Here is a 24,130-nt window from a genome sequence, read left to right on the forward strand (position 1 = left end):
ATTGTCAGGCCGCGTGCAGGCTGCCGCCATCCAGCCACTCGAGATCATCAGGCGAAAGCGCGATGTCCAGCGCCCGCAGGCTGTCTTCCAACTCGCCCAGCGTGCGCGGCCCGATCAGCGGAACCGACGGGAAAGGCTGGTTGAGCACATAGGCCAGGGCAACGTGGATCGGGCTCTTGCGGAGTCGAGCGGCGAGATCGATGGCGCGGTCGCGGCGGCCGAAATTGCGCTCCGAATACCAGACCCGAACCAGTTCCTCGCTGTCGCGCCGGTCGCGCCCGGCGCGGTCGGTGAAGAAGCCGCGTCCCTGGCTCGACCAGGCGAAATTCGGCATCTGCCTGGATGTCAGCCAGGCCTTCCAGTCGTCGGTGGACGAAGCCACACAACCCGCCCAGATCGGCTCCAGCATTTCTGCCAGCGAAAAATTGTTGGAGAGCGCGCCGGGCTTCTGCTTGCCGGTGCGCTCGGCATAGGCAATCGCCTCGTCCATGCGCTGCATCGTCCAGTTCGAGCCGCCGAACGGGCCGCGGATGCGGCCTGCCTTCACCTCACGGTCCATGGCATCGACGAACTCGCCGACCGGCACGTCCGGATTGTCGCGGTGCATGAAATAGACGTCGACATGGTCCGTCTGCAGGCGGTCGAGCGATTGGGCAAGCTGCTTGCCGATCACGTCGGGATAGCAGAGCGGCGAATGCGCGCCCTTGGCGATGATCACAGACTGCTCGCGCACGCCGCGGTTCTGCAACCACTGGCCAAGCAGCGTCTCGGTGTAGCCGCCACCGTAGACATAGCCGGTGTCGAACAGATTGCCGCCGGCCTCGAAGAAGGCATCGAGCAGGATCGAGCCCGAGGAGAAGGTGCGGAAATCCTCGAAGCCGAGCGCCACCACCGATGCCGGCTTCGCCAGGCCCGGAATGGCGCGCTTGCCGATCGCCGTTCCGCCAGACCGCAGAGGCCGGCCGGAGATGGTGCCGGTGCGCAGCGGGGCCTTTTCGATCTCATATTCCAGCCCGACGGCAGCGCGCCATCCGTCAAGCACGCGCAAGGTGCCGAGACTGTCGGCCCAATCCATGCCCGGCCAGGCGAATTCCTGCCGTCCGGCGAGGATCGCCTCGCCGGCGCCGTCGACCTCGAATGAATAGACATGGCGTTTTTCGTCGACGCTGATTGTCTCGCGCGAACCGTCGGCGCCGATCACATCGATCCGGCCGAGGCCGACATCGCGATTTCCCCCGGCGAACCAGAAGTCCGGCACTTCGATGCGGCCCTTGGTGCCGAGGACGCGCAACACATTGTCCTGGTTCAGCGAGATGCTGCAGGAGACTTCGGCGACGATGCCGCCGGCAAAGTGCAACAGCGCCGAGGCCCATTCGTCGACGCCGGACTGGCCAAGGTGGGCTGTACCAACCACCTTGTCGGGCTCGGCAAAGGGGAGGCCCGCCGCCGCCCCGGCAATCAGCCGCACCATCGAGACGGTATAGCCGCCGACGTCCAGTATGCCGCCGCCGGCGGAATCGTTGGCGTAGAGCCGGTGCTGCGGCATGAAGCCCGGCATGGCAAAGCCGAAGCTCGACTTGATCATCCGGACCTCGCCGATGACGCCGGACTTGATCAATTCCACCAGCTTCAACGTCTGCGGGTGCAGCCGGTACATGAAGGCTTCGCCGAGAAAGGTGCCGGCCTTGCGCGCGGCATGGAACATGGCGTCGGCCTCGAAGGCGGTCAGCGCCAGCGGCTTTTCGCACAGCACATGCTTGCCCGCTTCCGCCGCCCGGATCGCCCATTGCGCATGGCCGGGATGCGGGATCGCGATGTAGACGGCATCGATGTCGGAATCGGCAAGCAGCGCTTCATAGCCGTGGACAATACGGGCGCCGGGAAATTTCTCGGCGAGGCCCGGCTTGGCGGGATCGCGTGCGCCGATGGCGACCAGTTTTCCGGTGCGCGAAGCGGCCACGCCGCCGGCGAAGGCCTGGGCGATGCTGCCCGGGCCGAGAATGCCCCAGCGAATGGGCGTGGTTGCGGTCATTGTCATTCTCCTTGAAGGCTGGGAGGGGGCGGCCGGTCAGCGCAGCCGTAGCCCATTTTCGTCGAACAGGTAGGATTTGCGGATGGAAACGGTGACCTCGGCGGTGGTGGGGACCTTCGCCGCGTCGCGCTGGATCACCACGTCTTCGCCATGGGCCGTTCGGGCGTAGAGAAAGCTCGTGCCGCCCAGGTGCTCGACCACGTCGATGGCAACGACAAGGTCGGTGTCACCCTCCCCGGCGCCGCCGAAATGCTCGGGCCGCACGCCGACGATGACCTTGCTGCCCGCATCGGGCGCAGCGCCTGTCAAAGGCTGGGTGATACGGGTCTTCTCCTCGCCCGCCAGCTCGACCACGACCCCACGCGCATCGTGCCCGACAACATGTGCCTTGATGAAGTTCATCTTCGGCGAGCCGACAAAGCCGGCCACGAACAGATTGTCGGGATCGTCATAGAGATCGAGCGGCCGGCCGATCTGCTCGATATGGCCGGCGCGCAGCACGACGATGCGGTCGGCGAGCGTCATCGCCTCGGTCTGGTCGTGCGTGACGTAGACCATCGTCGCGCCGAGTTCCTTGTGCAGGCGCGAGATCTCGACCCGCATCTGGACGCGCAGTTCGGCATCGAGATTGGAGAGCGGCTCGTCGAACAGGAACACTTGCGGCTCGCGCACGATGGCGCGGCCGATGGCGACGCGCTGGCGCTGGCCGCCGGAGAGTTTCTTCGGGCGCCGGTCCATCAATTCGCTGATGCGCAGGATCTCGGCCGCACGCTTCACCCGCCGGTCGGTGTCGGCCTTGGGGTTGCCGGTCATGCGCAGGCCGAAAGACAGATTCTGCTCCACGCTCATATGCGGATAGAGCGCATAGGACTGGAAGACCATGGCGATGCCGCGGTCGGCGGGCTCGACATCGTTGACCAGCTTGCCGCCGATGGCAATCTGGCCGCCGCTGATGTCCTCAAGCCCGGCGATCATCCTGAGCAGGGTCGACTTGCCGCAGCCGGACGGACCGACGAAGACGACGAACTCGCCGTCCTTGATGTCGATGTTGGCGCCATGGACGACCTCGAAGGCGCCGAAGCGCTTGACCACATTGCTCAGCGTAACGGTTGCCATGCTGCCTCTTATTTGACTGCGCCGGCGGCGATGCCGGCGATGAAATGGCGCTGCAGGAGGACGAAGACGATGAGCATCGGCACGGTCAGCATCACGGCCCCCGCCATGATACCGCCCCACGACACTTTGGTGAGGCCGATCAGCGTGCCGAGCGCCACCGGCGCCGTCATCGAACCGGGTTGGCTGTTGATCAAAAGCGGCCAGAGGTAGTTGTTCCAGGAGGAGAGGAACAGGATGATGGCGAGTGCGGCCAGCATCGGCCGCGCCAGCGGCAGCGCGACGAAGAGGAAGATGCGCCACTCTTTCACGCCTTCGACACGGGCGGCGTCGAACAGATCGTCCGGCATCATCGAAAAACTCTGCCGCATGAACAGCACGCCAAGCGAATTGAACAACGGCGGCACGATCAGCGCCACCCAGGTGTTGGCGAGCTGGAAGTCGCGCGCCACCATGATGAATTGCGGGATCAGCACCACCGCATAGGGCAGCGTGATGGTGCCGAAGATGATGCCGACAACCACGCCTTTGCCGAAGAACTGGTAGCGCGCCAGCGCCCAGCCAGCCATCGACGTCAACAGCACCGACAGGAAGGTGTAGGTCACCGCTACCGAGACGGAGATGCCGATGGCGCCGACGAAGTTGGTGTCGCGCTGCAGATTGTTGAAATTGTCGACGAAATTGCCGTGCGGCAAAAGCTCGATGCCGGGGCTGAAGATGCCGTTGTCGGGCATGGTCGAGAACACCACCATCATCCACAGCGGGAACAGCCAGATCAGCGCCAGCGGGGTGAGGAAAAGATGCAGCGCAATGCTGCGCCTCAGGCGGGCGGAAGAGAGCGAGCTCATTGCTTTTCCCTCGTCAGCCACAGTTGCACCAGCGTGATCGCGATCGCCAGCGCCGCCATGGTGTAGGCGACGGCCGAGGCATAGCCGAAATTGAGCGACCGGAACCCCTGGCGATAAAGTAGCAGGCCGAGCGTCTCGGTGCCGCCACCCGGCCCGCCGCGCTCGGTGATCAGGAAGGGCTCGGTGAACAATTGCATGGTGCCGATGATCGACAGCACCAGGCAGAAGACGATGACCGGCTTCAAGAGCGGCAAGGTGATGTGGAAGAACTGCTTGAGCTTGCTGACCCGGTCGAGCGTCGCCGCCTCGTAGACATCCTCGGGGATGGATTGCATGCCGGCCAGCAGGATGATGGCGTTGTAGCCGGCCCAGCGCCAGGTGACCGCGATCATGATCAGCGCCATGGCCGGCGTGACATTGGAGAACCAGTCGATCTTGGGCAGGCCGATGCTGTTCAGGAGCTTGTTGACGATGCCGAAATCGAGGCTGAACATCAGCCGGAACACCGCCGAATAGGCGACCTCGCCGACGACGACGGGAGCAAAGAAGGCGAAGCGGTAGAGCCCCCTCGCCTTCAGAAGCGGCGAATTCAAAAGCACGGCCATAACCATGGCCAGCGCGATCATCACCGGCACCTGGATGACGAGGATGAGCAGCGTATTCTTCAGCGCGTTAAAAAACGCCGGATCGCCGATCAGCCGGCCCCAGTTGAAGCCCGGCGCGAAGCGCCAGGGCACGGTGCGCGTCGCCTGGAAGGAGATCATGAACGAAGAGATGATCGGCCACACCCAGAAGACGGAAAAGATCAGGAGATAGGGCGCCAGGAAACGATAGGCCGTGGCGTTGCGGTTGCGCATCTTCCTCCTCCCTCATATCCGGTGTTTCAGACAAGCTCGCAGGCGCAGGGCCCGGGCGGCAAGAGCCGTCCCGGACCCCGTCCCTGGGAGGTTACGATTTGACCGGCAATCCGGTCGCCGCGGCAATCTGTTTTGCGGCGTCGTCGAGCGCTGCCTTGGCGTCGGGATAGCCGCCGCCCAGATATTTGGTCTGCACCGCGCGAACGATGATTTCGGCATCGCTCTGGAACTGTGTGCCGCGGCTGGGGACGACCTTGGGCAAGGTGCCCAGAATATCCTTCCACACCGCCTGGCCACCCCAGTAGGGCAGGCCTTGCGAGACGTATGGATCGTTCAGCGCCGAGACCAGCGAGGGGACGAGGCCGAACTCCTTCAGCATGGTGATCTGGCCTTCATTGGTTCCAAGCGTGTATTTCAGGTACTCGTAGGCCGCTTCCTTGTTCTGCGAGGCTGAGGTGATGGCCAGCGACGACCCGCCGAGATTGGCGGCACGCGGACCGTCTGATGTAAGGCTCGGCATCAGGTAGACGCCCCATTTGCCGTTCTCGCCTGCCGATTCGGTGCGGATGGTGCCTTCATACCAGCCGCCATAGACCTGGGTGGCGACGGTGCCCGCCGTGTTGTTGGTGATCTTGGTGCCCCAGTCGGCGGACGAGACGATGCCGGCGTCCTTCATCTCCTTGACCTTGGTCATGGCGTCGACGCATTTGGGCTCGCTGACCGTGATCGACTGGCCGTCCTCGGCGAAATAGGCGCAGCCCTGCTCGTTGGAGATCATGCGGAAGAATTCGGTGTCGCCGTTGAAATCGGCGTTGGTCATCGAGACGCCCGGATTGGCGGCCTGGATCTTCTTGCCGGCGGCGATGAAATCGTCCCAGGTCTTGATCGATGCCGGATCGACGCCGGCCTTTTCGTAGAAGTCGCGGCGATAGAAGGCGGCGACCGGGCCGGAATCCCACGGCATGGCATAGGCCTTGTCGCCGACCTCGAGTTCGGTGCGCTTGAAATCGGGGAATTTCTTCTGGTCTTCCGCCGTGTAGCCCAGCGTGTGCAGGTCGACGAAGCAGTCGGGGAACTGGCTCCAGTAATTCTCCGCCTCGCCATTCTCGATGGTGACGATGTCGGGCAGGCCGACGCCGCCGGCGGCACATCCGGCGATCGACTTGTCGTAGGTCGGCTGGTTGCCGAGATCCTGGACGGTGACCTTGATGTCGGGATGCAGCTTGTTGAAGCCGGCCACCGTTGCCTTCAGCGACGAAGCGGCGACATTCCAGCTCCAGATGGTGATTTCGCCGGACTGCGCAAAGGCCGGGGCTGAGCCCAGGGCAAGCGCGAGCGCGGCGCAGGTCAGTGTGATGCGCATTGAAATCCTCCCATTTCATTTGCTCTCTCTGCGAGCGTGGCTAGACTATGCAGCGCGGAAGGCTTGTCGCCGACAAAGGGAATACGAAATTGGCGGAAAGTAAGATGCCCGAACGGCCGTTTTACCAGCCGGGCGCCAGCAGCGTCGAAGGCCTCCCGCTGCTCCTGCAGATGTTTCACACCGCTCCGCTGGTGATGCTGAAGCCGCATTGGCATGCCCAGGTGGAGGTGAATTTCATCGTGCGCGGCAGCGTGCACTACCGCATGAACGAGCACGAAATCTCGCTTTCGGCCGGCGAGATGTGCTTCTTCTGGGGCGGTCTGCCGCACCAGATGGACGATCTCAGCGACGACGCCATCTATGCCGGCGCGCATCTGCCGTTGGTGCATTTCTTCCGGCTGCATCTGCCGGCCGACGTGCGCCACCGGCTGATGACCGGTGCGACGCTGGTGACCGGCGCCACCGACCAATCCGACAACGACAATTTCTTCCGCTGGAACAGCTATGCCCGCTCGGGCGATCCGGCCAGGGCCGAGCATGCCGTCAACGAGCTCCTGCTGCGGCTGGAGCGGGTGCGGTTCGAACCCTACCGGCTGGTTCCCGAAACCGCGGCCGGACAGGAAGCCGGCAGTGCCTTCGACCAGCAATCCTCGCGCAATGTCGGGCGTATGTGTGACTTCATCGCCGAGAATTTCCTCTACGACATCGATTGCATGAACATAGCGGCGGCGGCCGATATCCATCCCAAATACGCCATGAGCCTGTTCAAGAAATCGACCGGCATGACGCTCAACGAATATGTCAACCTGTTGCGGCTGAGCTATGCGCAGGCGCTGTTGATGCATCAGGACGCCAATGTGCTGCGCGTCGCCATGGACTCCGGCTTCGGCTCGCTCAGCGCCTTCAACAAATCCTTCCGCAAGCTGGCCGGTATGACCCCCTCCGACTTCCGCAAGGGCGTGGCCGGCGCCAGGTAGAAGCAACAGCCCCTCGCCGCTTGCAGATGATCGGAACACATTGGCCTCCCGATTGTCGGCTAAGGACGGCCCCCGGCGGTCACAGTGCGCCATGGCGGCGCCGGGACGGAGGCCAAAGTGCCGAAAGAGGCCAATCACGCCCCATTGTGGTGACGAAAGCGCCTGATGGGGCCGGCCTTTCCACAGGCTCGCTTTTCCTGCCGGAAATCGCCACCTAGGCGCTGGACAGGCAAAATTCCCGTGCTATAACCCACGCGCTTTCAAAGGGTGCCCCGCGGCGCCTTCATGAAATCCGGCTCACGCTTTTTCGTTTGCCGGAACAGGCCCAGATAGCTCAGTTGGTAGAGCAGCGGATTGAAAATCCGCGTGTCGGTGGTTCGAATCCGCCTCTGGGCACCATCCCCTCTTCTCCCGACAGTCCCTTTCGCCGAAGCTTCTACTCTCCTGTCTCGGCAACTAGCTGAAATACTTACTGATTTCGCTGCCCAAAGCGCGGATGGTCGGGTTTCGTGGAATTTCGGCGCAGTTGGTCCAACGAGGCGGGGGGCTGGTATTTTCGCTGGTATTGGAGATCCTGATGGTATCGATGCAGCCAAATGGAGGTCCCGAAAATGGCTCTTTCCGACGTAAAATGCCGTAATGCCCGACCCGCTTCCAAGCTCGTGAAATTGTCTGACGGTGGCGGGCTCCAGCTTTGGGTGCAGCCTACCGGATCTCGCCTATGGCGCCTCGCCTATCGTTTTGGCGGCAAGCAGAAGCTTCTGGCGTTGGGCAGCTATCCCCTCATCTCCCTCGCTGAGGCACGCGAGGCGCGCGATACCGCCAAACGTCTCCTCCTACGTGGCATCGACCCCGCACAGGAGCGTAAGTCGCAAAAGGCTTCGGCGGAGGACACCTTTCGCTCAATCGCGGAGGACTATGTCGACAAGCTGAAGAAGGAGGGACGTGCCGACCGGACCATCACCAAGGTCAAATGGCTGCTCGACTTTGCCTATCCAACGTTTGGGGACAAAAGCGTTCGGGAGATCGATCCGGCCACAATTCTTGCCGCTCTCCGCAGCGTGGAGGTTCGTGGTCGATACGAGTCGGCCAGGCGAATGCGCTCCACCATCGGCAGCGTGTTTCGATATGCAATCGCAACCGCACGCGCCGATGTAGATCCGACGATCGCCCTGAGGGGCGCACTCGTCGGTCCGACGGTCACGCCCCGTGCCGCGGTTACCGATCCTAAGGCCTTGGGAGGCTTGCTGAGGGCGATTAATGCATTTGACGGACAGCCTACAACCCGAGCCGCTCTGAAGCTGATGGCCCTGCTATTTCCCCGCCCCGGCGAGCTGCGCGCGGCCGGATGGGACGAGTTCGATTTCGAAAGCTCGGTGTGGAGCATCCCTGAAGGACGCATGAAGATGCGACGGCCGCACCGCGTACCTCTTTCCACGCAGGCCGTCAGCGTCCTGACCTCACTTAGAGAAATCTCTGGTGGTGGATCGCTGTTGTTTCCTAGTGTTCGATCGGGTTCGCGTCCGATTTCCGACAACACGCTTAACGCCGCCCTTCGCCGTATGGGCTATGGCAAAGAAGAAGCTACCGCGCACGGCTTTCGAGCAACGGCATCAACTCTGCTAAACGAATGCGGCAAGTGGCACCCGGACGCCGTAGAGCGGCAGCTGGCCCACATTGAGAACAACGACGTTCGGCGCGCCTATGCCCGGGCAGAGCACTGGGAAGAGCGCGTCAGGATGATGCAATGGTGGGCCGATTATCTGGATGAACTCGAGAGCAAAAACTCGCGGGTGGTCTCAATCGGGGGACGCGAGGCAAGCCTGCTGTCCATACATCCTCGCGAGGGTCTAGTTTGGAAGCCAACAGCGACGGTTCGCCAAACGACGAGACGAACCTCCAATCTCCGAAAATCACACTGAACCCCGTCGAAAACACCGAAACTGGGCGACCAATGTTGCAGGCCCGGAGGGTCATCGTTTTCCACAGGAAATCAATTGGCCACACATTTCCTTCGTATTCTCTCGTATGGTCTGGCGAACCTAAGGACCAGGAGGAGGACTAGTATTCCCTCCGCGGTGTCTCGTCGTCCACAAGAAGGGTCGATTAACCCGTGACGAACGTGGCTGGTTTGGGGCCGTGTCCAGACGGTCCGGTTGCGGCAAACTCGCGGCAGTAAGCTGCCATTCCGCAGCCGACGCCATTGCGGTCATTTGCTCTTCTTCGGAACAACGACCGGGCCTAAAGTTGCCCCTTACATTGGGATTTGAGAAGTCGAAGGGTGTGAGAGCTGATGTGCCTACCTTGGCGCTGATCCTCGTGACCCGTCCTGACAATGGACAAGATTGCAGTCTTACAAATTTTTCTACAATCAGTCGTACCGAAAAACTATTGGATGCACTATTGGGAGATGCACTGCTAATGAGGATCATTTTTGCCTGCGACGAGTCAGGTGCGAAGGGGTACGCGGATCGCGACGAGGCATTCGACGGTGAAGTTGGCCTCTTCGCAGGTGTCATGGTGCCCGAAAGCCATCTTGCAGCGGTAGAGGCCGACCTGCAAATCGTCGTGCAGAGGTATCAGACTGACGCTCAGAAGCTGCATATCGCCGACTTACCGCCTGACCGACAGGGAGCTCTGCGCGATGACATCTATGCGGTCATTCGCAAACATCAACTTCCTTGCTTTTGGTACGCCATCCACGTCGCCGGCTTTCATGCCTGGCACCTCAGCCAGATCGAGGCACGCAAGCAGGCGAAGGCCCTGCCCGCCGCCGCTTCAAGCCAACCTCCGCGCTATAAGGGAGGCAGTCCAAGAGAAACCCCGGATTCGTTGCACGTCGCGATTTTTGACGGTCTCTACGCCCATCTTGTTGCCTTCCTCGAGGAGCGCGGCTGCAAGGATGTCGAGATCGAGGTGCGGACCGACCGTGTGGACAATCCTATTGTTAAGGATTTCATCGCGGTCGCCGAAAGACTATTGGGCGACATGACTTTCACTAGGACGTCCCGCCGCTTCGATACGGTTACCAAGACGTTGGTCGATAGGCAAATCCGCATCTGTACAGTTCTCCCTCCCGAGTTGCAGATTGAGCTGCAGGTGAGGAGCCTCGAGATCAACGCTGTCGATCACGACAGTGACGGTCTGGTGCTGGCTGCAGACGTGCTGGCAAACAGTCTCGCCTACCTTTTCAAACAGCGCATCGGCACCGAGAAGTACACTAGGCTGAACTGGCCCGATGCCGTGACCGGCCACCCCTTGGAGGAAAATCTACTGACCTTCAACAACTGGGGCGACGGCGACCTCGTCGGGGACGTTCTCTACCGGCATCCTAAGGCGGTTGCTGGCTAGACCTGCCACGGCGCGGGGGACCGCTACTGGCGCGCAGCAGTCGCTAATGCCTCTACATAGGACTCACCCCAGTCCGGCCGTAGGCGTCCGGCCGCCTTGCTGCACATTGGGAAATGGACGCTTCGAGCTTCCCGAGCGCTCCGATCGAAACTGAAGGATCTCAAACTGTATCAGCCGGCAGCGCCGTGAGGCTCGCGAACTTGCATCTCCACTTGCAAGCCGGCGGCAGCAGCCATGTTGACCAGTGCGTCGAGGCCGAACAGGTCGACTTTGCCGCGGGTAAGGTCTGAGATCCGCGGCTGGGTCACCCCAAAGACTTTGGCCGCTTGAGACTGACTTAAATGCGTGCGGGAAATATGCTCTTTGAGCGCCGTCATGAGCACCGCGCGTAACTTTGCGCTCTCGCTCTGTTGCGGGCTCGGCTCGGCAGGTGCCGCCGGCTCCAGATCCTTCACCGGGCCTGCAGACGATTCGCTATTCGCACCGATGTCCAGCAAGAATTGCTCGTTGGCGATACTGGCGATTTTCGCGGTGAGGCCGATCTTCTCTTCCGCCTTTGCGCGAGCATGATCCGACATGAAGGCGAGAAGGCGCTCCAAGCCACCCTTGTCCGATACGGTTACAAAATCCTTGTTCTTGTTCACGAAGACCACGGACTTCTTCTTTTCTCGAAGAAGCTCGATGACATTGCTTAGTGTGCCGGTGCTTTTGCAATCCCAGACCATGAGGCCATAGTCGCTGTTGCGCGCCATCTCCAGGTCTTTGGCGGTAAAATAGGCGCGCGTGCCAGCCTTCGCCTTCGAGACGACCCTGTGGACCGGCCATTCTGCGACATTGTTCCGGGGCGAATCGCCGGTGCAATACACAGTCACCTTTCTGGCTTGGTACTGCTGGAGGCATTCTTGAATTGAGGTATCGGCACCATCGGCATCTCCGACCACGACGTCGAAGTCTGAAGATACGATCTTGTTGATCCTATCCGCCACCTTCTCATGCAGGCGACTGATGGAGATTGATCCGGCGATGAAGACAGTGGTCATGGCATTACTTCCATGTGATCGAAGCGGCGTAGATATGGTTGATTTTCTTGTACGTGCGCAGCGTTTTGCAGACGGCGTCCATCGTGGCGCCCGTGTCGAAAAGGTCATCAAGGACAAGCGCGTTCCAACACCCTTCGTTGGTGATGGACGGGTTGATGCTGAACCGTCCCTCCAATGCGGCGTCCTTAGCCTCGCGGCCATGCAGATTCTTGAGCTGCGGGCTACCTTCCGGCGCTGGCGCCTTGACGATGATATCATCGAACACCGGCGTTTTCGTCAGTTTGCCGAGTTCGTTGGCGATCTCATTGACCGGCTGGCGCGCGCGCACCGTGGAGGCCGGCATCGGGATAATAAGGCCAATCTTGCCGAACAAAGGCAGCAAGGATTGCTGCACTTGCGCTGCGAGCGCTTGCACCTGATTCCAATCGGCTCGATATTTAAGCTGGTATAACGCCTCGCCGGGCTCTGAGCGCGTCGTGTCAAATCGAGGGTGGCCGTATTCGTCGTCGCCCAGGTAGACGCTCGACAGCGTATGCTTGTGCAGCGCGTAACCGAGATCCCAACTGCCTTCGAGCTTTCGAACCTGAACCTTCATGATGATGAGTATTCCTTGCAGGCCCTGGGAACGCCAACTGCGCGCCCACCTTATATATACAAAATATTGTATGAGACGCAATGGCCCCGGGGCGGCTCGTCAATGGCATCCGGAGCTCACGGCGCCAGCGTAGTCACGTCGGGGATTGACCAATTGCGTAAGGTTGCATAATGTTGCCGTATGTCACAGAATGATGCCCCCGATTTCCTGACCCTTGCCGAGGCCGCAGAGTATGTTGGCGTCTCGAAGGACACGCTTCGACGGTGGGATGCCTCGGGCAAGCTCAAGCCCGTGCGCCGTCCAGGGAGCGGCTATCGCTTCTATCGCCGGCCTGACCTTGAGCCCTTCCGCCTCGAGTACCGGCGCGCCGAACAGGCCGCCAACGAGCCGGACCATATGTTTCAGACCCTGACCGCAGATATTGAAGCGAACCCCAAGATACGCGAGCCGCAACAGGGCGCGCACCGGGCAGTGCGGACCCACTTCGAAGCCTCGAACGAGCCGGTGATCCTGCAGATACCCGTCGGATGCGGAAAGACTGGCGTCATCGCGACATTGCCCTTCGGCGTCGCCAAAGGGCGCGCGCTCGTCATCACACCGAACCTGACGATACGGTCGGGTGTCGCGGAGTCGCTCGACATCAGCAACCCGAAGAATTTCTGGCGGCGGACAGGGGCGCTCCACGATTTTTCCGCGGGGCCATTCCGCGCTGTTTTGGATGGCGTTGATGCCAATCTCCACGACTGCAACGCAAGCCAGTTCGTCGTGACCAACATCCACCAGTTGGCCAGCTCGGCCGATCGTTGGCTCCCGCAGTTTCCGCCGAACTATTTCGACATGATTATGATCGACGAGGGCCACCACAACGTGGCGCCGAGTTGGGCGAAGGTCTTCGACCGCTTTCCGAACGCCAAGGTCGTCAGCCTGACGGCGACGCCGTTCAGGGGTGACGGAACGCGGCCGGTCGGCAAGGTGATCTATCGCTACCCGTTCACTCGGGCGATGGTGAAGGGGTACATCAAGCAGATTCACTCTCGGAACGTCGCGCCGTCAGAGCTGTCCTTCACCTACCGTGACGACATGAAGCGGCACACACTGGAAGAGGTGTTGGCCTTGCGAGAACATGCCTGGTTCCGGCGAGGTGTCGCGTTGGCGCCCGAGTGCAATCGTCACATCGTTGATGCCAGCATCAAATATCTCCAGGAGCTGCGAGAGCGCAGCGGTGTCCGTCACCAGATCATCGCCGTTGCCTGTTCCGTCGACCATGCCCGCCAAGTGCGAGGGCTGTACGAAGAGCGGGGCCTGAAGGCGGCCGAAATCTATGGTGAGATGGATCGTGAAAAGCAGGACGTCGTTCTTGCCGATCTGCGCAGCGGCAAGCTCGATTGTATCGTGCAGGTGCAGATGCTCGGGGAGGGCTTCGATCATCCGCCTCTGAGTGTCGCGGCCATCTTCCGGCCGTACGCGAGCTTGTCGCCTTACATCCAATTCGTCGGGCGCGTGATGCGCGTCGTCCACGAGGCGAAGCCGGACCACCCGGACAACCACGCATTCGTGGTCTCCCATGTGGGCTTGAACACCGACGCCCATTGGGACGATTTCCGGGAGCTCGACTTCGACGATCAGGCGATGGTCAAAAAGTGGCTGGAGGCCGGTGACGAGAATGGCGATGGCGACGGCTCAGGAGAGCCCCGTCGCTTCGATATCGGTATGCTGGTCGATAACGAGATCGTCGGCTCATTCATCAATCGGTCGTTCCTTGATCCCGAAGACGATCGCGTCCTCGAAGAAATGCTGGATCATGAGATCGGCGCAGGCCTCCGCCTGCGCGACGTCATCGCGAAGGACAAGCTCCGGGAGACGCTGCGCCGAAAGCAAGCGGAGCTGTCCCAGGTCAGCAGTTCCGGTGACCTTCCGGTGCAGCCGCAGGCGCGGCGGGTCGGCGCGCGCAAGCGGCTTTCCGAACGCACAGGCTCCGTGGTCGCCCGCATTCTCAAGGACCTGAAGCTCTCGCCCGCCGGGCGCGAGGTCGGCCAGCGAGACAAGACCGTCGCGGGGCGTGACAACCGGGCCGCCGTTACATCGCTGCTGAACAAGGCGATCAACGAACATCTCGGGATCAAGTCCGGGAGCCGCAAGGCACCCGACGCGGGCGACAATGAGGACGCTTTGGCTGCGCTCGATATGCTGGGAGACAACGTGCGCGACGCCCTGAAAGGGAAGAACGATGGCTAAAGTCAGGGACATTCTAATCGACGTGAGGATCGAGCAGGCGCAGCGCCAGCGCAAATGTCGAAGGAACAGCTCCCACGTCATCCCGAAGGGCGAGTGGTGTCTCGTTGTTCGAACCAACGCGACCAACGATGACTACAGCTACAGCCGAGACGCTGCGAAACCCATGCTCGATGCGGCTTGGGCGAAGCTCAGGACCATCTACGAAGGACTCGGAATGTCACCGCCTGATGGCTAAAGGACGGGGGAATGAGCGACGGATACAACTTTCAGCAACTCAAGGCCGCGATTTTAGCGCTGAGCCGGGCCACTGATTGGGAAGTGGCCAAAAAGGAGTGGCGCCTCGTCGAGATTTCCGAAGCCGACGAGCCCGAGACCTGTCTGTGCGGCCATTTCCCAATCATCGAGTTGTGCACCATCTCCAATGCTACGACCCGAAAATCGGTGGACGTAGGCAACGTCTGCGTGAAGCGGTTCTTGGGTTTCCGCTCCGATTTGATTTTCCAGTCTCTGAAGCGTGTCCGAGCCGACCCAGATAAGCCGATCGGCCCGGATGCCACCGCGTTCTTTCACGAACGCGGGGTCATCAACGATTGGGAGTATCAGTTCCAGCAGAGCACCATGCGGAAGCGCAACCTGTCTCAACGGCAGTTGGCGACCAGGCGTTCGATAAATCAGAAAGTGATTGCGGCCGTGCGGCGTCGTGGTCTTTCATAATCCCGGGGCGACGCCGGCTCCCGGCCTCTCTCCTACGAGCCATAAGAGTGCGGCTGCAGGAACTCCGTCTCCTGCTTGGTCAGCACCCTCCAGAGGCCCGGCCGCGGTCACACCTTAGCAATAAGGTACAGCTCGACGTTGAATCCCAAAAATTGAAAGCCCTCCGCAACCGCGATTGGCGCACCACTCTCAAGCTGGCCGTGAGGTCTGGGCACAAGGGCGACTTCGGTCGTCGAGATGGCGTCGTACACCAAGCTGCTCGGACGGCGGCTTTCAGGATCGCTGGCTGGGGTTGGGAACGAGGGAAATCGAGGCGCTAAGCGGACGCTCCAGATAGGCTGCGCCGCCGTGCTGCAGGCCTGCAATTTGCTCGATACTTCAGTCAGATATGAGCAATGCCAAGAAGATTCTGTGGTCGCGTTCATAAGAATCAGATCAGATATTGTCTGGTGCGTAAGAATTAAGGACAAAAGGAGCACGCAAGCGCAAATGGCGAGGGCTCCCAGATACTTCGGCGCATGGGGCAACGTGCCCGTAGATGATGATGTGCGGCCGTTCAGCATGATCAATCCCGTGGGGAGCAATGCCAACCGGACCAACCGCCGACATCACTTTATCTCGGCCGTCTATATGAACGGCTTCGCGGATGACCGGGGCCGAGTGCTGGCCTATCTTTGCGAGGCGCCCGAAGACCCGCTGCCGCCAATGAATCCACGGGCCATTGGTTTCGAGCGAGACTACTATTCCCAGAAGCTGCCCGGGGGTGGTCAGGAAAACCATTGTTTCGAGGATCTGTGGAACACCATCGAGACCGGATGGCCGGAAACGGTGCGGGCGCTCGCGGCACGCCGCCTGTCGGCCGCCATCTCCTTCAACGTGCTCGGCATGCAAACGATCTTGCGCGCGCGTGTTCCGGCGACGCGCGATCGGCACGCGCTGATGATCGAGGCCAAAATTCGCTGCGAGCACAAGATCGGCGAAGAACTCGGCGTCCTTCCTCCGCCGCTCGAGCGCTATGCGGGCCAGTTCGACACCGTGCCGATAGGCGTCAACCCACATGAAACGCTGCTGGCAATGAAAGGTGAGTTCAAGGATTTCGGCGACCTCTGTTTCCGCCTCGGCTTCGAGGTGCTCCACAACAGGACAAGCACGCCTTTCCTCACATCGGACAATCCGGTCTGCAGCTACGATCCGCGTCAGGCGTTCCATGCGCGTACGCCTTACGAGCATTCCGGCGAGGTCGAGCTGATCTTCCCGGTTTCGGCGCACATGCTTGTGCGCGGTTCCAGCAAGCGCGGGCCGGTGAACATGATCTCGCGCCATCGCGATATCTCCGACAGCCACAAGGTGCGGCAACTCAATCGCACGATCGCGCAGTTTTCCTATCGCATGACCATCGGCCAGGATCGCTCTAGCGACGACCTGATCCGCGCCCATGGCGCGATCGTGCCGACCATCACCACTAGAGTGCGGCGACTTGGGAAAGAGGTGCATATCATCTGCCGGAATGTTTTCGGTCCCCGGCCGAGGTTATCTCAATACATCGACACGCCTGAAAAGGCCGCGCGCCTTGAGGCCAGGATGGCTGCTACATCGAGCCACGCGGACCCGATCCTCGAATGACCGGATTGATGGAAGAGCCTTCCGTTTGCGCGGTGTTTTGGACTGCCGGGGTCAAATGCGACCATTCGCGGCATCACCGGAAGGCGACAGATGGTATTTCCCACCCAACCATGCCCGTAACAATCACGCGGTTTTGTCTCTCACGCGAGAACACCCCTGATGGAGAAAGCGAAGCTCTCCGAGTTGAAAAAGCTGCGACATCTCAACATCGAAACCTTGAATGGTCGGGTCATCAACATGATGCCGCTCTTGGGAGGACCGATCCTGGCACCTCTGGATTCCGAACCTCGATGGCACGCTGATGGAGATGTGTCCGGTTGACGCCGCCCATTCGCCTATTGGGGAAAGAGTGCCGCCCGCGACGAAGACGTGTGCTTCGGCCTGCTCGAGATATTGTGGCAACGCGCGAGCTTTCCAGACGTTGTGCAGGCGTATTTGCTCTTGTCGGCGCGTACCTATTGTGGGTTCAAATCCAGCGTCAAAGACGCCAGTTGCGATTTGAGAGCGAATGGATCGCGCTCAAACGCAAACGTGAGAACCTGGCGGCCCGCATCGGGCTTCCACACGCGCTCGCAGAGCTCAGCAGATATTGGGCTGCCTCGTTCGAGTCCTCGCGCAGCCTGGTCGCAGCGTCGCGTGCTTCCGCAATCTCTGGAGAATCATTTGGAGTCGCCTGTATTTTCCTGGTCGTATATCCTAGCCGGCGCGACCGGCGAAGTTCGGCCAAGCGATCGGCCAAATCGACCTACCGATCGCAAATTCGTATATGCTATCAATGCGCTAAGCATAGCGAATATCGGCCATCATCGGCATCGGCATTGGCGTCGTCGATCAACCGTCTCGGTGAAGCTGAGGTAGCGCCTAACATCGGCCAAATGATCGGCCAGTTATGGGCGCTCAGCTAAAATTTCTGTTGACATATACGTACTTAGCGCGATCTAACATCGGCCAATCATGGAAGAGACCGTACAGCGCATCGAGCCGGCGCGCCTGGAAGACGTTGCGGAGCCTATCTCCGACGCGCTGGCTGAGCTGTCAGCAAGCTCGGCGGTTCTCGGCGCCAAGCTGCATCCGCGCACGGCCGCGAACCTGGCGGATCTCGTGCGCATCATGAACACCTATTACAGCAACCTGATCGAGGGCCACAACACGCGCCCCCGCGACATCGAACGCGCCCTCGCCGGCGAATTCGACAAAGACCAGGAACGACGCAACCTGCAGGTGGAAGCCGCGGCCCATGTTCGACTGCAGGGGGAAATCGATCGCCTGGCCGCAGAGGGTCAGCTCCCAGAACCGGCTTCGCTTGATTTTTTGCGCTGGCTGCATGCGGAATTCTACCGTGACGCCGATGAGGCGATGTTGCGCATTCGCGGCGCAGACAGAGAATTCTTGATGGTTCCGGGTCGGTGGCGATCACAGCCCGAACATGATGTCACTGTCGGCCGCCACCAGCCGCCGTCAAGCGATCGCGTCGAAGCGTTCATGGAGCATTTCGCTAGCCGGTACCGCTTCCAACGTACGGGCAAAGCGGCTAGGATATTGGCGATTCCGGCCGCGCATCATCGGTTCAATTACATTCATCCCTTCCCAGACGGCAATGGACGCGTCAGCCGCTTGATGAGTCACGCCATGGCCCATGAGGCAGGAATAGCCGCGCATGGGCTGTGGTCGATTTCCCGAGGCCTGGCGCGGGGTCTGGAAAGCCGCGGCGACTATAAACGCATGATGGATCACGCCGACATGCCACGCCAAGGCGATCGCGACGGCCGCGGTAATCTTTCTATGCGGGCGCTGGCGGATTTTACCTTATGGTTTCTACGCGTATGTATCGACCAGGTCAGTTTCATGTCGAGCCTGTTCGATTTGAACCAACTAGCCCGGCGCCTGCAGCGGTTCGTTCAACGCTACGACCTGAAGCCCGAAGCTTTCCGGCTGCTCGAGGAGGCGCTTCTGCGCGGCGAGTTCGATCGCGGTGAGGCCTCACGTATCGCTGGCTTGCCGGAACGTACGGCCCGCCGCGTGTTTACCGAGGTGCTCGAGCTTGGCCTGCTTGCGTCCGATACCCCGAAAGGACCGGTATCGCTACGCTTCCCGGTCGACACGTTGGACGAACTGTTTCCTAAGCTATTTCCGGAAACTTAGCGTCGCATAACTGCGCCTACTGTTTCCCCGCCCCGGCGAGTTGCGAGCCGCCGGATAAGAAGAGTTCGACTTCAAAGGTTCGGTGTGGACCATCCCGGAAGCACGCATGAAAATGCGGCGGCCGCACCGCGTTGCACTTTCGAGGCAGGTCATCAAAATCCTGACCGATCTCAGAGACATTTCCGGCGGCGAGGCGCTGCTGTTTCCAAGTGTGCGATCGGGTTCTCGTCCGATTTCCGACAATACACTTAACGCCGCCCTGCGTCGCATGGGTTACAGCAAGAAAAAGCAGCGGCTCACGGTTTCCGAGCAACGGCATCAACTCTGTTGAATGAATGCGGCAAGTGGCATCCAGACGCAAGAGAGACAGCTGACCCATATTGAAAAGAACGACGTTCGGCGCACTTACGCCAGGGCAGAGCACTGGGAAAAGCGCGTCAGTATGATGCAGTGGTGGGCCGATTATCTGGACGAAATTGGGTGCACGAAACCTGCAGTTGAACCCAAACAAGTGTAACTGCAACCCCGTGTCCGCACCTATCGTGAACATGAACATCAGCTTTGCGTACGTTATGACAATGGCCGCGTCTATGTTGGGGCGGAACCGGCGACGCAGTCCTTCGAGGGACAGGGGCTTTTCACAAATCTACGTCAAGCGGCTTAACTGGTTGTGGAGCTTCAATCGTTATTCCGAGTCGGCTGACGGGAGGCGTCAGCACAGCGTCAGGAACAGCGGTCTGGCTCAGCGTTCCGGCTTGTCGTCCCGGAGGATGCGCTCAGCGGCTCCGTCAAGATCCTCATATTGGCCACTCTTCAACGCCCACAGAAAGCCAGTCAGCCCCAGTGCGCCAAGAAATAGGGCGACTGGCATGAGGTAGACGAGTATCGTCATGATGACCGCGCTGATGGGTGAATGCCGGAATGCGTTGCCGAAGAAGCCCTCGTCAGCTCGGCGAGCCTAAAGCCCTGCAGGCGCAGCGCGTTTCCGATGACCAGCAGCGATGAGGCCGACATCGCGATCGCCGCGATCAACGGCGTGACGTGCCCGAGAATGGCAATCGGCACGGCGACAGCGTTGTAGACGATCGCAATGGCGATATTCTGCCGGATCAGCCTTCCCGCTTGCCGCGAGACATCCAGCGCCAGGGGCACCGCCAGCAGGCTTTCGCGCAGGAACACGAAATCGGCGGCGTTGCGGCCAATATCGGCGGCGGTTGCCGGCGCGATCGAGACATGCGCGGCAGCGAGGGCCGGCGTGTCGTTGAGCCCGTCGCCCACCATCAGAACCTTGTGGCCCGCCCTGGCCAGCACCTCGATCCGCTCAACCTTGCCGGAGGGAAGCAGCGCCGGAACGAAACTCTCGATATCCAACGTCCCGGCAACCTCGCCGCAGGCATGGGCTATATCCCCGGACAGCATTTCGACCGACACGCCGGCATCCTTCAATTGCCCGACCGCCGCCTTGGCGTCGGCGCGCGTAGCGTCCTCGAACGTGAAGGAGGCGACGATCCTCCCATTCTTCGAGAGCACCGTCCCGCCATAGCCGCCATACTTGCCTTCGCCACCGGTCCGGGCTTTCCATCCGGCCCAGCCGCGCCGGCCAAGACGCCAGGTGCTGTCCGCGGTCGTCGCTTCGATGCCGAGACCCGGGTGCTCGCTGACGGCTTCCAGCTTCGGCTGGCCGGCAAAACCCGCGAATGCGGCGATCGCCTTCGAGAACGGGTGACGGGAGTGCGCCGCCATGTCGGCTGCGATCGCCAGCATCGCCGGATCGATGGTCGACGCGTTGACCAGCCTGGGCTGACCGAGCGTTAGCGTGCCCGTCTTGTCGAATACCGCCACGTCTATCGCGGCCAGGCGCTCCATGGCCGATCCGTCCTTGACCATCATGCCGGCTTCGAACAAGCGGCGCGCCGCGACCACTTGCACGATCGGCACGGCCAGACCGAGCGCGCACGGGCATGTGATGATGAGAACGGCGATCGCGATCGTCACTGCCCGGTGCCAGTCGCCGGTTACCGCCATCCAGCCAAGGAACGTCACGAAGGCGGTGAGATGGACCACCGGCGCGTAGAGCGCCGAGACACGGTCGGCGATCCGCCGATAGTGCGCACGACCACCTTCGGCGGCTTCCATCAGCCGAACCATTTCCGCCAGGAAGGAGTCCTTTGCGGCAGCGGTCGCTTCGATGGTCAGCGGGCCGGTAAGATTGAGCGTGCCGGCCTGAACCTGTTCCCCGGACGCCACGGTTTTCGGTGTGCTCTCGCCGGAAACCAGCGAGCAGTCGAGATCCGACGCGCCGCGAATGACCCTGCTGTCGACAGGCACCCTTTCGCCGGCGGCGACCAGCAGTTGCATGCCCGGTTCGATCTCGCCAACCGGCAGGTAGTCGCGCGCGCCATCGCCGCGCAGCACCATGGCGCCACGTGCGGCCAACTGGGACAGGCCTTTCACGGCGGTCCGTGCCCGTTCGCGCATGACGTGATCCAGGGTGCGGCCGATCAACAGGAAAAACAGCAGGGATACGGACGCGTCGAAATAGGCGTGATCGCCATGATTGATCGTCTCGTAGAGGCTCATGGCATAAGCGAGCGACACCCCAACCGCGATCGGCACGTCCATGTTCATGCGGCCGTGGCGCAGTGCATTCCAGGCCGAGCGGAAGAAGATGCCGCCGGCAAAGGTGAGCGCCGGGATGGCGATCAATGCAGAGACCCAGTGAAACAGGTCGCGGGTAGCACCTTCGGCGCCGGACCAGACCGAGACCGAAAGAAGCATGATGTTGCCGGCGGCGAACCCGGCGACCGCGACCGCGCGGATCAGCTCGGCAAGCGTCTTGTCCTTCTTATCAGCGTCGGCTTCGAACAGGTGCGCCTGAAAGCCCAGCCGTCCCAGCGCGGCGACAAACGGAGGCACAGAGTCCCCACGCCACCGGATCGCGACCCGTTTCGTCGACAGGTTGACACGAGCGCCTTCGACGCGATCGAGCCTTCCGAGAGCCGTCTCGATGGCCTGGATGCACGCCGCGCAGTGAACCGTCGGCACTGAAAGGTCGGTCTGCCAAAGATTGTCGCCAAGCGATCGGCTCGCCAACCTGATCTCCTGGCTAGACGGCAGGACCGATGTGGTACTGGTCAGATCCAGCGCCAGTTCCGCGCTGGGTGCACAACAGCTCATTGCAGCGCTCCTTGCGAAATCATGATCCGGCGAACGTCGCGATAGGGCTCTGTCAGACCGGCATCGGCGTCGACTTCGACGATCCAGACGCCATCCCTTGGCAAGTGCTGCGCGGCAAATTCCTGGTCCGAGACGAGGGCGAGAGTGACGGCCTTGTCCCCAGCCTCGTAGGCGGAATGACGAAACAGTATCTTGACGCCATGCAACGGGACCGGCTTGCCGGTGGCATCGCTCAAGCTGTAGCGGACCTCACCCCGAGCGATCGTCAGTTTGCCGGTCCAGCCGAGTGCCGCCTGCGCGCGCCCTTCCTCGGCCTTTCGGTTGAATTGCTGGCTGGCCACATAGGTGTTCTCGACGACAAGGCCGGTCCAGCTCGTACTGGCGAGTGTCGCCATCGTGAGATTGACCGCGATGATCACGCCGAAAAAGCCGAGAATGGTGAGCAGCATGTGCCTGCCGGTGAACTCACGCGTCTTTTGCGTATTGGTGCTCATCTGGCGATCTCCGGTGCGTTGAAGGTGGCGGTGTATTCGTCCGATTCGAAGCTCGCTCTGTCCTCGACGCGGAACTTGAAGGTTTGTGCAGCGTGCCGAACCTCACCCGCTGGCTGGCGCACGAAGACCTTCAGCATGTTCAGCCGGTCGGGTTCGACCGCGATGGCGAACAAGCGAGCTGCCGGCAGATCACTGCCGACGACGCTCATTTCGGCTCCCTGCAAGCCCTGCATCGTGACGACGATCGTCCTTGGCTCGGGGATCATGTTAAGCAGCTTGACGGTGTAACCGTTGCGGATCGAGCCGTCGGACAGGGTCACGAATTGCGGATTGCGGTCGTGCAGGACGTTGATCTCGAGTCGGTCGCGCGTCAGCAGCGAATAGATCAAGGCAAGCCCGACCGCCGTCCACGCGCCCATGTAGAAGAAGGTCCTCGGCCGGAAGATCTTGCTAATATGGAAATGCGCCAACCTGGCGGAAAATGTGCTGTCGGCCGTTCTGACGAGTGAAGGGTTCACCCGACCGGAGCCGCCTGCGGTCGCCACCGCCATGTTGGCGTTGTAGTCGGACAGCGTCGCATAGGAGATCAGCCCGCGCTCCTTGCCGAGCTTGTTCATGACGCCGTCGCAGGCATCAAGGCACAGCGCGCAAGTGATGCATTCGAGTTGCTGGCCGTCGCGAATGTCGATCCCCATCGGGCAGACTGCGACACAGGCATTGCAGTCGACGCAGTCACCGACCGGCTGCCCCGCAGCCTGGACCTTCTTGGCGTGCCGCGAACGAGGTTCGCCACGCCAGTCATTGTAGGTCACGGTGAGCGAATTCTCGTCGAGCATGGCAGCCTGGATGCGCGGCCACGGGCACATGTAGGTGCAGACCTGTTCCCGCATCAGCCCGCCGAACGTGTAGGTGGTCGCTGTCAGCACGGCGATGGTGACGTAGGCGACCGAAGCGGCGGTGCGGTTGAATACGTCGCCGATCAGCGTCGGCGCATCGGCGAAATAGAGGATCCAGGCGCCGCCGGTAGCTGCCGCTATGACCAGCCAGATGGCGTGTTTCGACACACGCAGCACCAGTTTGCGCGCGGTCCAGCGGCCGGCGTCGAGCTTCATGCGAGCGTTGCGATCGCCTTCGATCGCCCGCTCGACAACTAGGAAAAGATCGACCCATACCGTCTGCGGGCAGGTATAGCCGCACCAGGCGCGGCCGACGGTGGACGTGATCAGGAAGAGGCCGATGCCGGCCATCATCAGAAGGCCGGCGACATAGTAGAATTCCTGCGGCCATATCTCGATGAAGAAGACGTAGAAACGGCGGTTGGCAAGATCGATCAGCACGGCCTGATCAGGAGCAAACGGACCTCGATCCCAGCGCAACCAGGGCATCAGATAATAGATGCCCAGCGTGATCGCCATCACCAGCCATTTGAAGCGGCGAAAGCTGCCCGAGGCGCGTTTAGGGAAGATTTTCTTGCGCGGAGCATAGAGCGGCTGTCGTGTCTTGGCGGAGTTGACCGCTTTTGCCTCGAGCCGCTCCATCTGCGTTTCATCCAGCACGTGCATCTCCACT

19 protein-coding genes, 1 tRNA gene and 1 pseudogene are annotated in these 24,130 nt (G+C 61.2%); 10 read left to right on the forward strand and 11 right to left on the reverse strand.

All coding sequences use genetic code 11. The features are described 5' to 3' along the window. Positions 1–4: 4 nt before the first annotated feature. The 5 genes from JG746_RS30830 to JG746_RS30850 all read right to left on the reverse strand — a co-directional run bounded on the left by JG746_RS30830 (position 5) and on the right by JG746_RS30850 (position 6,213). The gene (locus tag JG746_RS30830) at positions 5–2,032 is read right to left on the reverse strand and encodes an aldo/keto reductase (RefSeq protein WP_202356164.1); all 2,028 of its coding nucleotides are present in this window, start codon (positions 2,030–2,032) and stop codon (positions 5–7) included. Between the two features lie 36 nt (positions 2,033–2,068). Then, positions 2,069–3,148 carry an ABC transporter ATP-binding protein gene (locus JG746_RS30835; RefSeq protein WP_202356165.1) on the reverse strand — a complete coding sequence of 360 codons (1,080 nt, stop codon included), beginning with the start codon at positions 3,146–3,148 and terminating at the stop codon, positions 2,069–2,071. Positions 3,149–3,156: 8 nt separating this feature from the next. Continuing rightward, on the reverse strand, positions 3,157–3,993 hold the full coding sequence (locus JG746_RS30840; protein WP_202356166.1) for a carbohydrate ABC transporter permease: 837 nt from the start codon (positions 3,991–3,993) through the stop codon (positions 3,157–3,159). Continuing rightward, positions 3,990–4,850 carry a carbohydrate ABC transporter permease gene (locus JG746_RS30845; RefSeq protein WP_038644534.1) on the reverse strand — a complete coding sequence of 287 codons (861 nt, stop codon included), beginning with the start codon at positions 4,848–4,850 and terminating at the stop codon, positions 3,990–3,992. The genes JG746_RS30840 and JG746_RS30845 overlap by 4 nt, the downstream gene beginning before the upstream one ends. A 91-nt stretch (positions 4,851–4,941) precedes the next feature. After that, the gene (locus JG746_RS30850) at positions 4,942–6,213 is read right to left on the reverse strand and encodes an ABC transporter substrate-binding protein (RefSeq protein ID WP_202356167.1); all 1,272 of its coding nucleotides are present in this window, start codon (positions 6,211–6,213) and stop codon (positions 4,942–4,944) included. A gap of 104 nt (positions 6,214–6,317) precedes the next feature. On the opposite strand from JG746_RS30850, the gene JG746_RS30855 reads away from it, so the two are divergent. The 4 genes from JG746_RS30855 to JG746_RS30870 all read left to right on the forward strand — a co-directional run bounded on the left by JG746_RS30855 (position 6,318) and on the right by JG746_RS30870 (position 10,541). Further along, the gene (locus tag JG746_RS30855) at positions 6,318–7,190 is read left to right on the forward strand and encodes a helix-turn-helix domain-containing protein (protein WP_202356168.1); all 873 of its coding nucleotides are present in this window, start codon (positions 6,318–6,320) and stop codon (positions 7,188–7,190) included. A 323-nt stretch (positions 7,191–7,513) separates the two neighbouring features. Beyond that, positions 7,514–7,589: transfer RNA gene (locus JG746_RS30860), tRNA-Phe, on the forward strand. Between the two features lie 212 nt (positions 7,590–7,801). Then, entirely contained in the window at positions 7,802–9,112 is a 1,311-nt protein-coding gene (locus JG746_RS30865; protein ID WP_006329277.1) for a tyrosine-type recombinase/integrase, read from the forward strand. Positions 9,113–9,494: 382 nt separating this feature from the next. Further along, on the forward strand, positions 9,495–10,541 hold the full coding sequence (locus JG746_RS30870; protein ID WP_202295815.1) for a hypothetical protein: 1,047 nt from the start codon (positions 9,495–9,497) through the stop codon (positions 10,539–10,541). Between the two features lie 170 nt (positions 10,542–10,711). On the opposite strand, the gene JG746_RS30875 is transcribed toward JG746_RS30870, so the two are convergent. After that, entirely contained in the window at positions 10,712–11,581 is an 870-nt protein-coding gene (locus JG746_RS30875; protein WP_202295819.1) for a helix-turn-helix domain-containing protein, read from the reverse strand. A 4-nt stretch (positions 11,582–11,585) separates the two neighbouring features. Beyond that, positions 11,586–12,176 carry a ComF family protein gene (locus tag JG746_RS30880; RefSeq protein ID WP_202295822.1) on the reverse strand — a complete coding sequence of 197 codons (591 nt, stop codon included), beginning with the start codon at positions 12,174–12,176 and terminating at the stop codon, positions 11,586–11,588. A gap of 180 nt (positions 12,177–12,356) precedes the next feature. On the opposite strand from JG746_RS30880, the gene JG746_RS30885 reads away from it, so the two are divergent. The 6 genes and pseudogenes from JG746_RS30885 to JG746_RS37710 all read left to right on the forward strand — a co-directional run. Beyond that, positions 12,357–14,411, forward strand: a complete 2,055-nt coding sequence (locus JG746_RS30885; protein WP_202295825.1) for a DEAD/DEAH box helicase — start codon at positions 12,357–12,359, stop codon at positions 14,409–14,411. Positions 14,412–14,657: 246 nt separating this feature from the next. Further along, positions 14,658–15,125 carry a hypothetical protein gene (locus JG746_RS30890; RefSeq protein ID WP_202295828.1) on the forward strand — a complete coding sequence of 156 codons (468 nt, stop codon included), beginning with the start codon at positions 14,658–14,660 and terminating at the stop codon, positions 15,123–15,125. A 237-nt stretch (positions 15,126–15,362) separates the two neighbouring features. Next, positions 15,363–16,748 carry a DUF4238 domain-containing protein gene (locus JG746_RS30895; RefSeq protein ID WP_244730566.1) on the forward strand — a complete coding sequence of 462 codons (1,386 nt, stop codon included), beginning with the start codon at positions 15,363–15,365 and terminating at the stop codon, positions 16,746–16,748. A gap of 159 nt (positions 16,749–16,907) precedes the next feature. Next, positions 16,908–17,069: a hypothetical protein gene (locus tag JG746_RS30900; protein WP_202295834.1), complete on the forward strand. Its 162-nt coding sequence runs from the start codon at positions 16,908–16,910 to the stop codon at positions 17,067–17,069. Between the two features lie 633 nt (positions 17,070–17,702). Further along, positions 17,703–18,890 (forward strand): Fic family protein, encoded by a 1,188-nt coding sequence (locus JG746_RS30905; RefSeq protein WP_006329252.1) that lies wholly within the window; start codon positions 17,703–17,705, stop codon positions 18,888–18,890. Positions 18,891–18,966: 76 nt separating this feature from the next. Next, a pseudogene (locus JG746_RS37710) lies at positions 18,967–19,221 on the forward strand (tyrosine-type recombinase/integrase); the annotation flags it as partial. Between the two features lie 411 nt (positions 19,222–19,632). Here JG746_RS37710 and ccoS read toward each other — a convergent pair. The 4 genes from ccoS to ccoG are packed head-to-tail and all read right to left on the reverse strand — an operon-like array spanning position 19,633 to position 24,123. Beyond that, the gene (gene ccoS / locus JG746_RS30915) at positions 19,633–19,782 is read right to left on the reverse strand and encodes a cbb3-type cytochrome oxidase assembly protein CcoS (RefSeq protein WP_006329249.1); all 150 of its coding nucleotides are present in this window, start codon (positions 19,780–19,782) and stop codon (positions 19,633–19,635) included. After that, entirely contained in the window at positions 19,779–22,067 is a 2,289-nt protein-coding gene (locus tag JG746_RS30920; protein ID WP_202323959.1) for a heavy metal translocating P-type ATPase, read from the reverse strand. Before JG746_RS30920 ends, ccoS begins: the two co-directional genes overlap by 4 nt. Then, a complete protein-coding gene (locus tag JG746_RS30925; protein ID WP_202295843.1) occupies positions 22,064–22,561 on the reverse strand; it encodes a FixH family protein in 498 nt (165 codons plus the stop codon). The genes JG746_RS30920 and JG746_RS30925 overlap by 4 nt, the downstream gene beginning before the upstream one ends. Then, the gene (gene ccoG / locus JG746_RS30930; RefSeq protein WP_446720273.1) at positions 22,558–24,123 is read right to left on the reverse strand and encodes a cytochrome c oxidase accessory protein CcoG; all 1,566 of its coding nucleotides are present in this window, start codon (positions 24,121–24,123) and stop codon (positions 22,558–22,560) included. The genes JG746_RS30925 and ccoG overlap by 4 nt, the downstream gene beginning before the upstream one ends. Between the last annotated feature and the right edge of the window lie 7 nt (positions 24,124–24,130).

The sequence above is a fragment of the Mesorhizobium sp. 113-3-3 genome (assembly GCF_016756495.1).
Classification (GTDB): domain Bacteria; phylum Pseudomonadota; class Alphaproteobacteria; order Rhizobiales; family Rhizobiaceae; genus Mesorhizobium.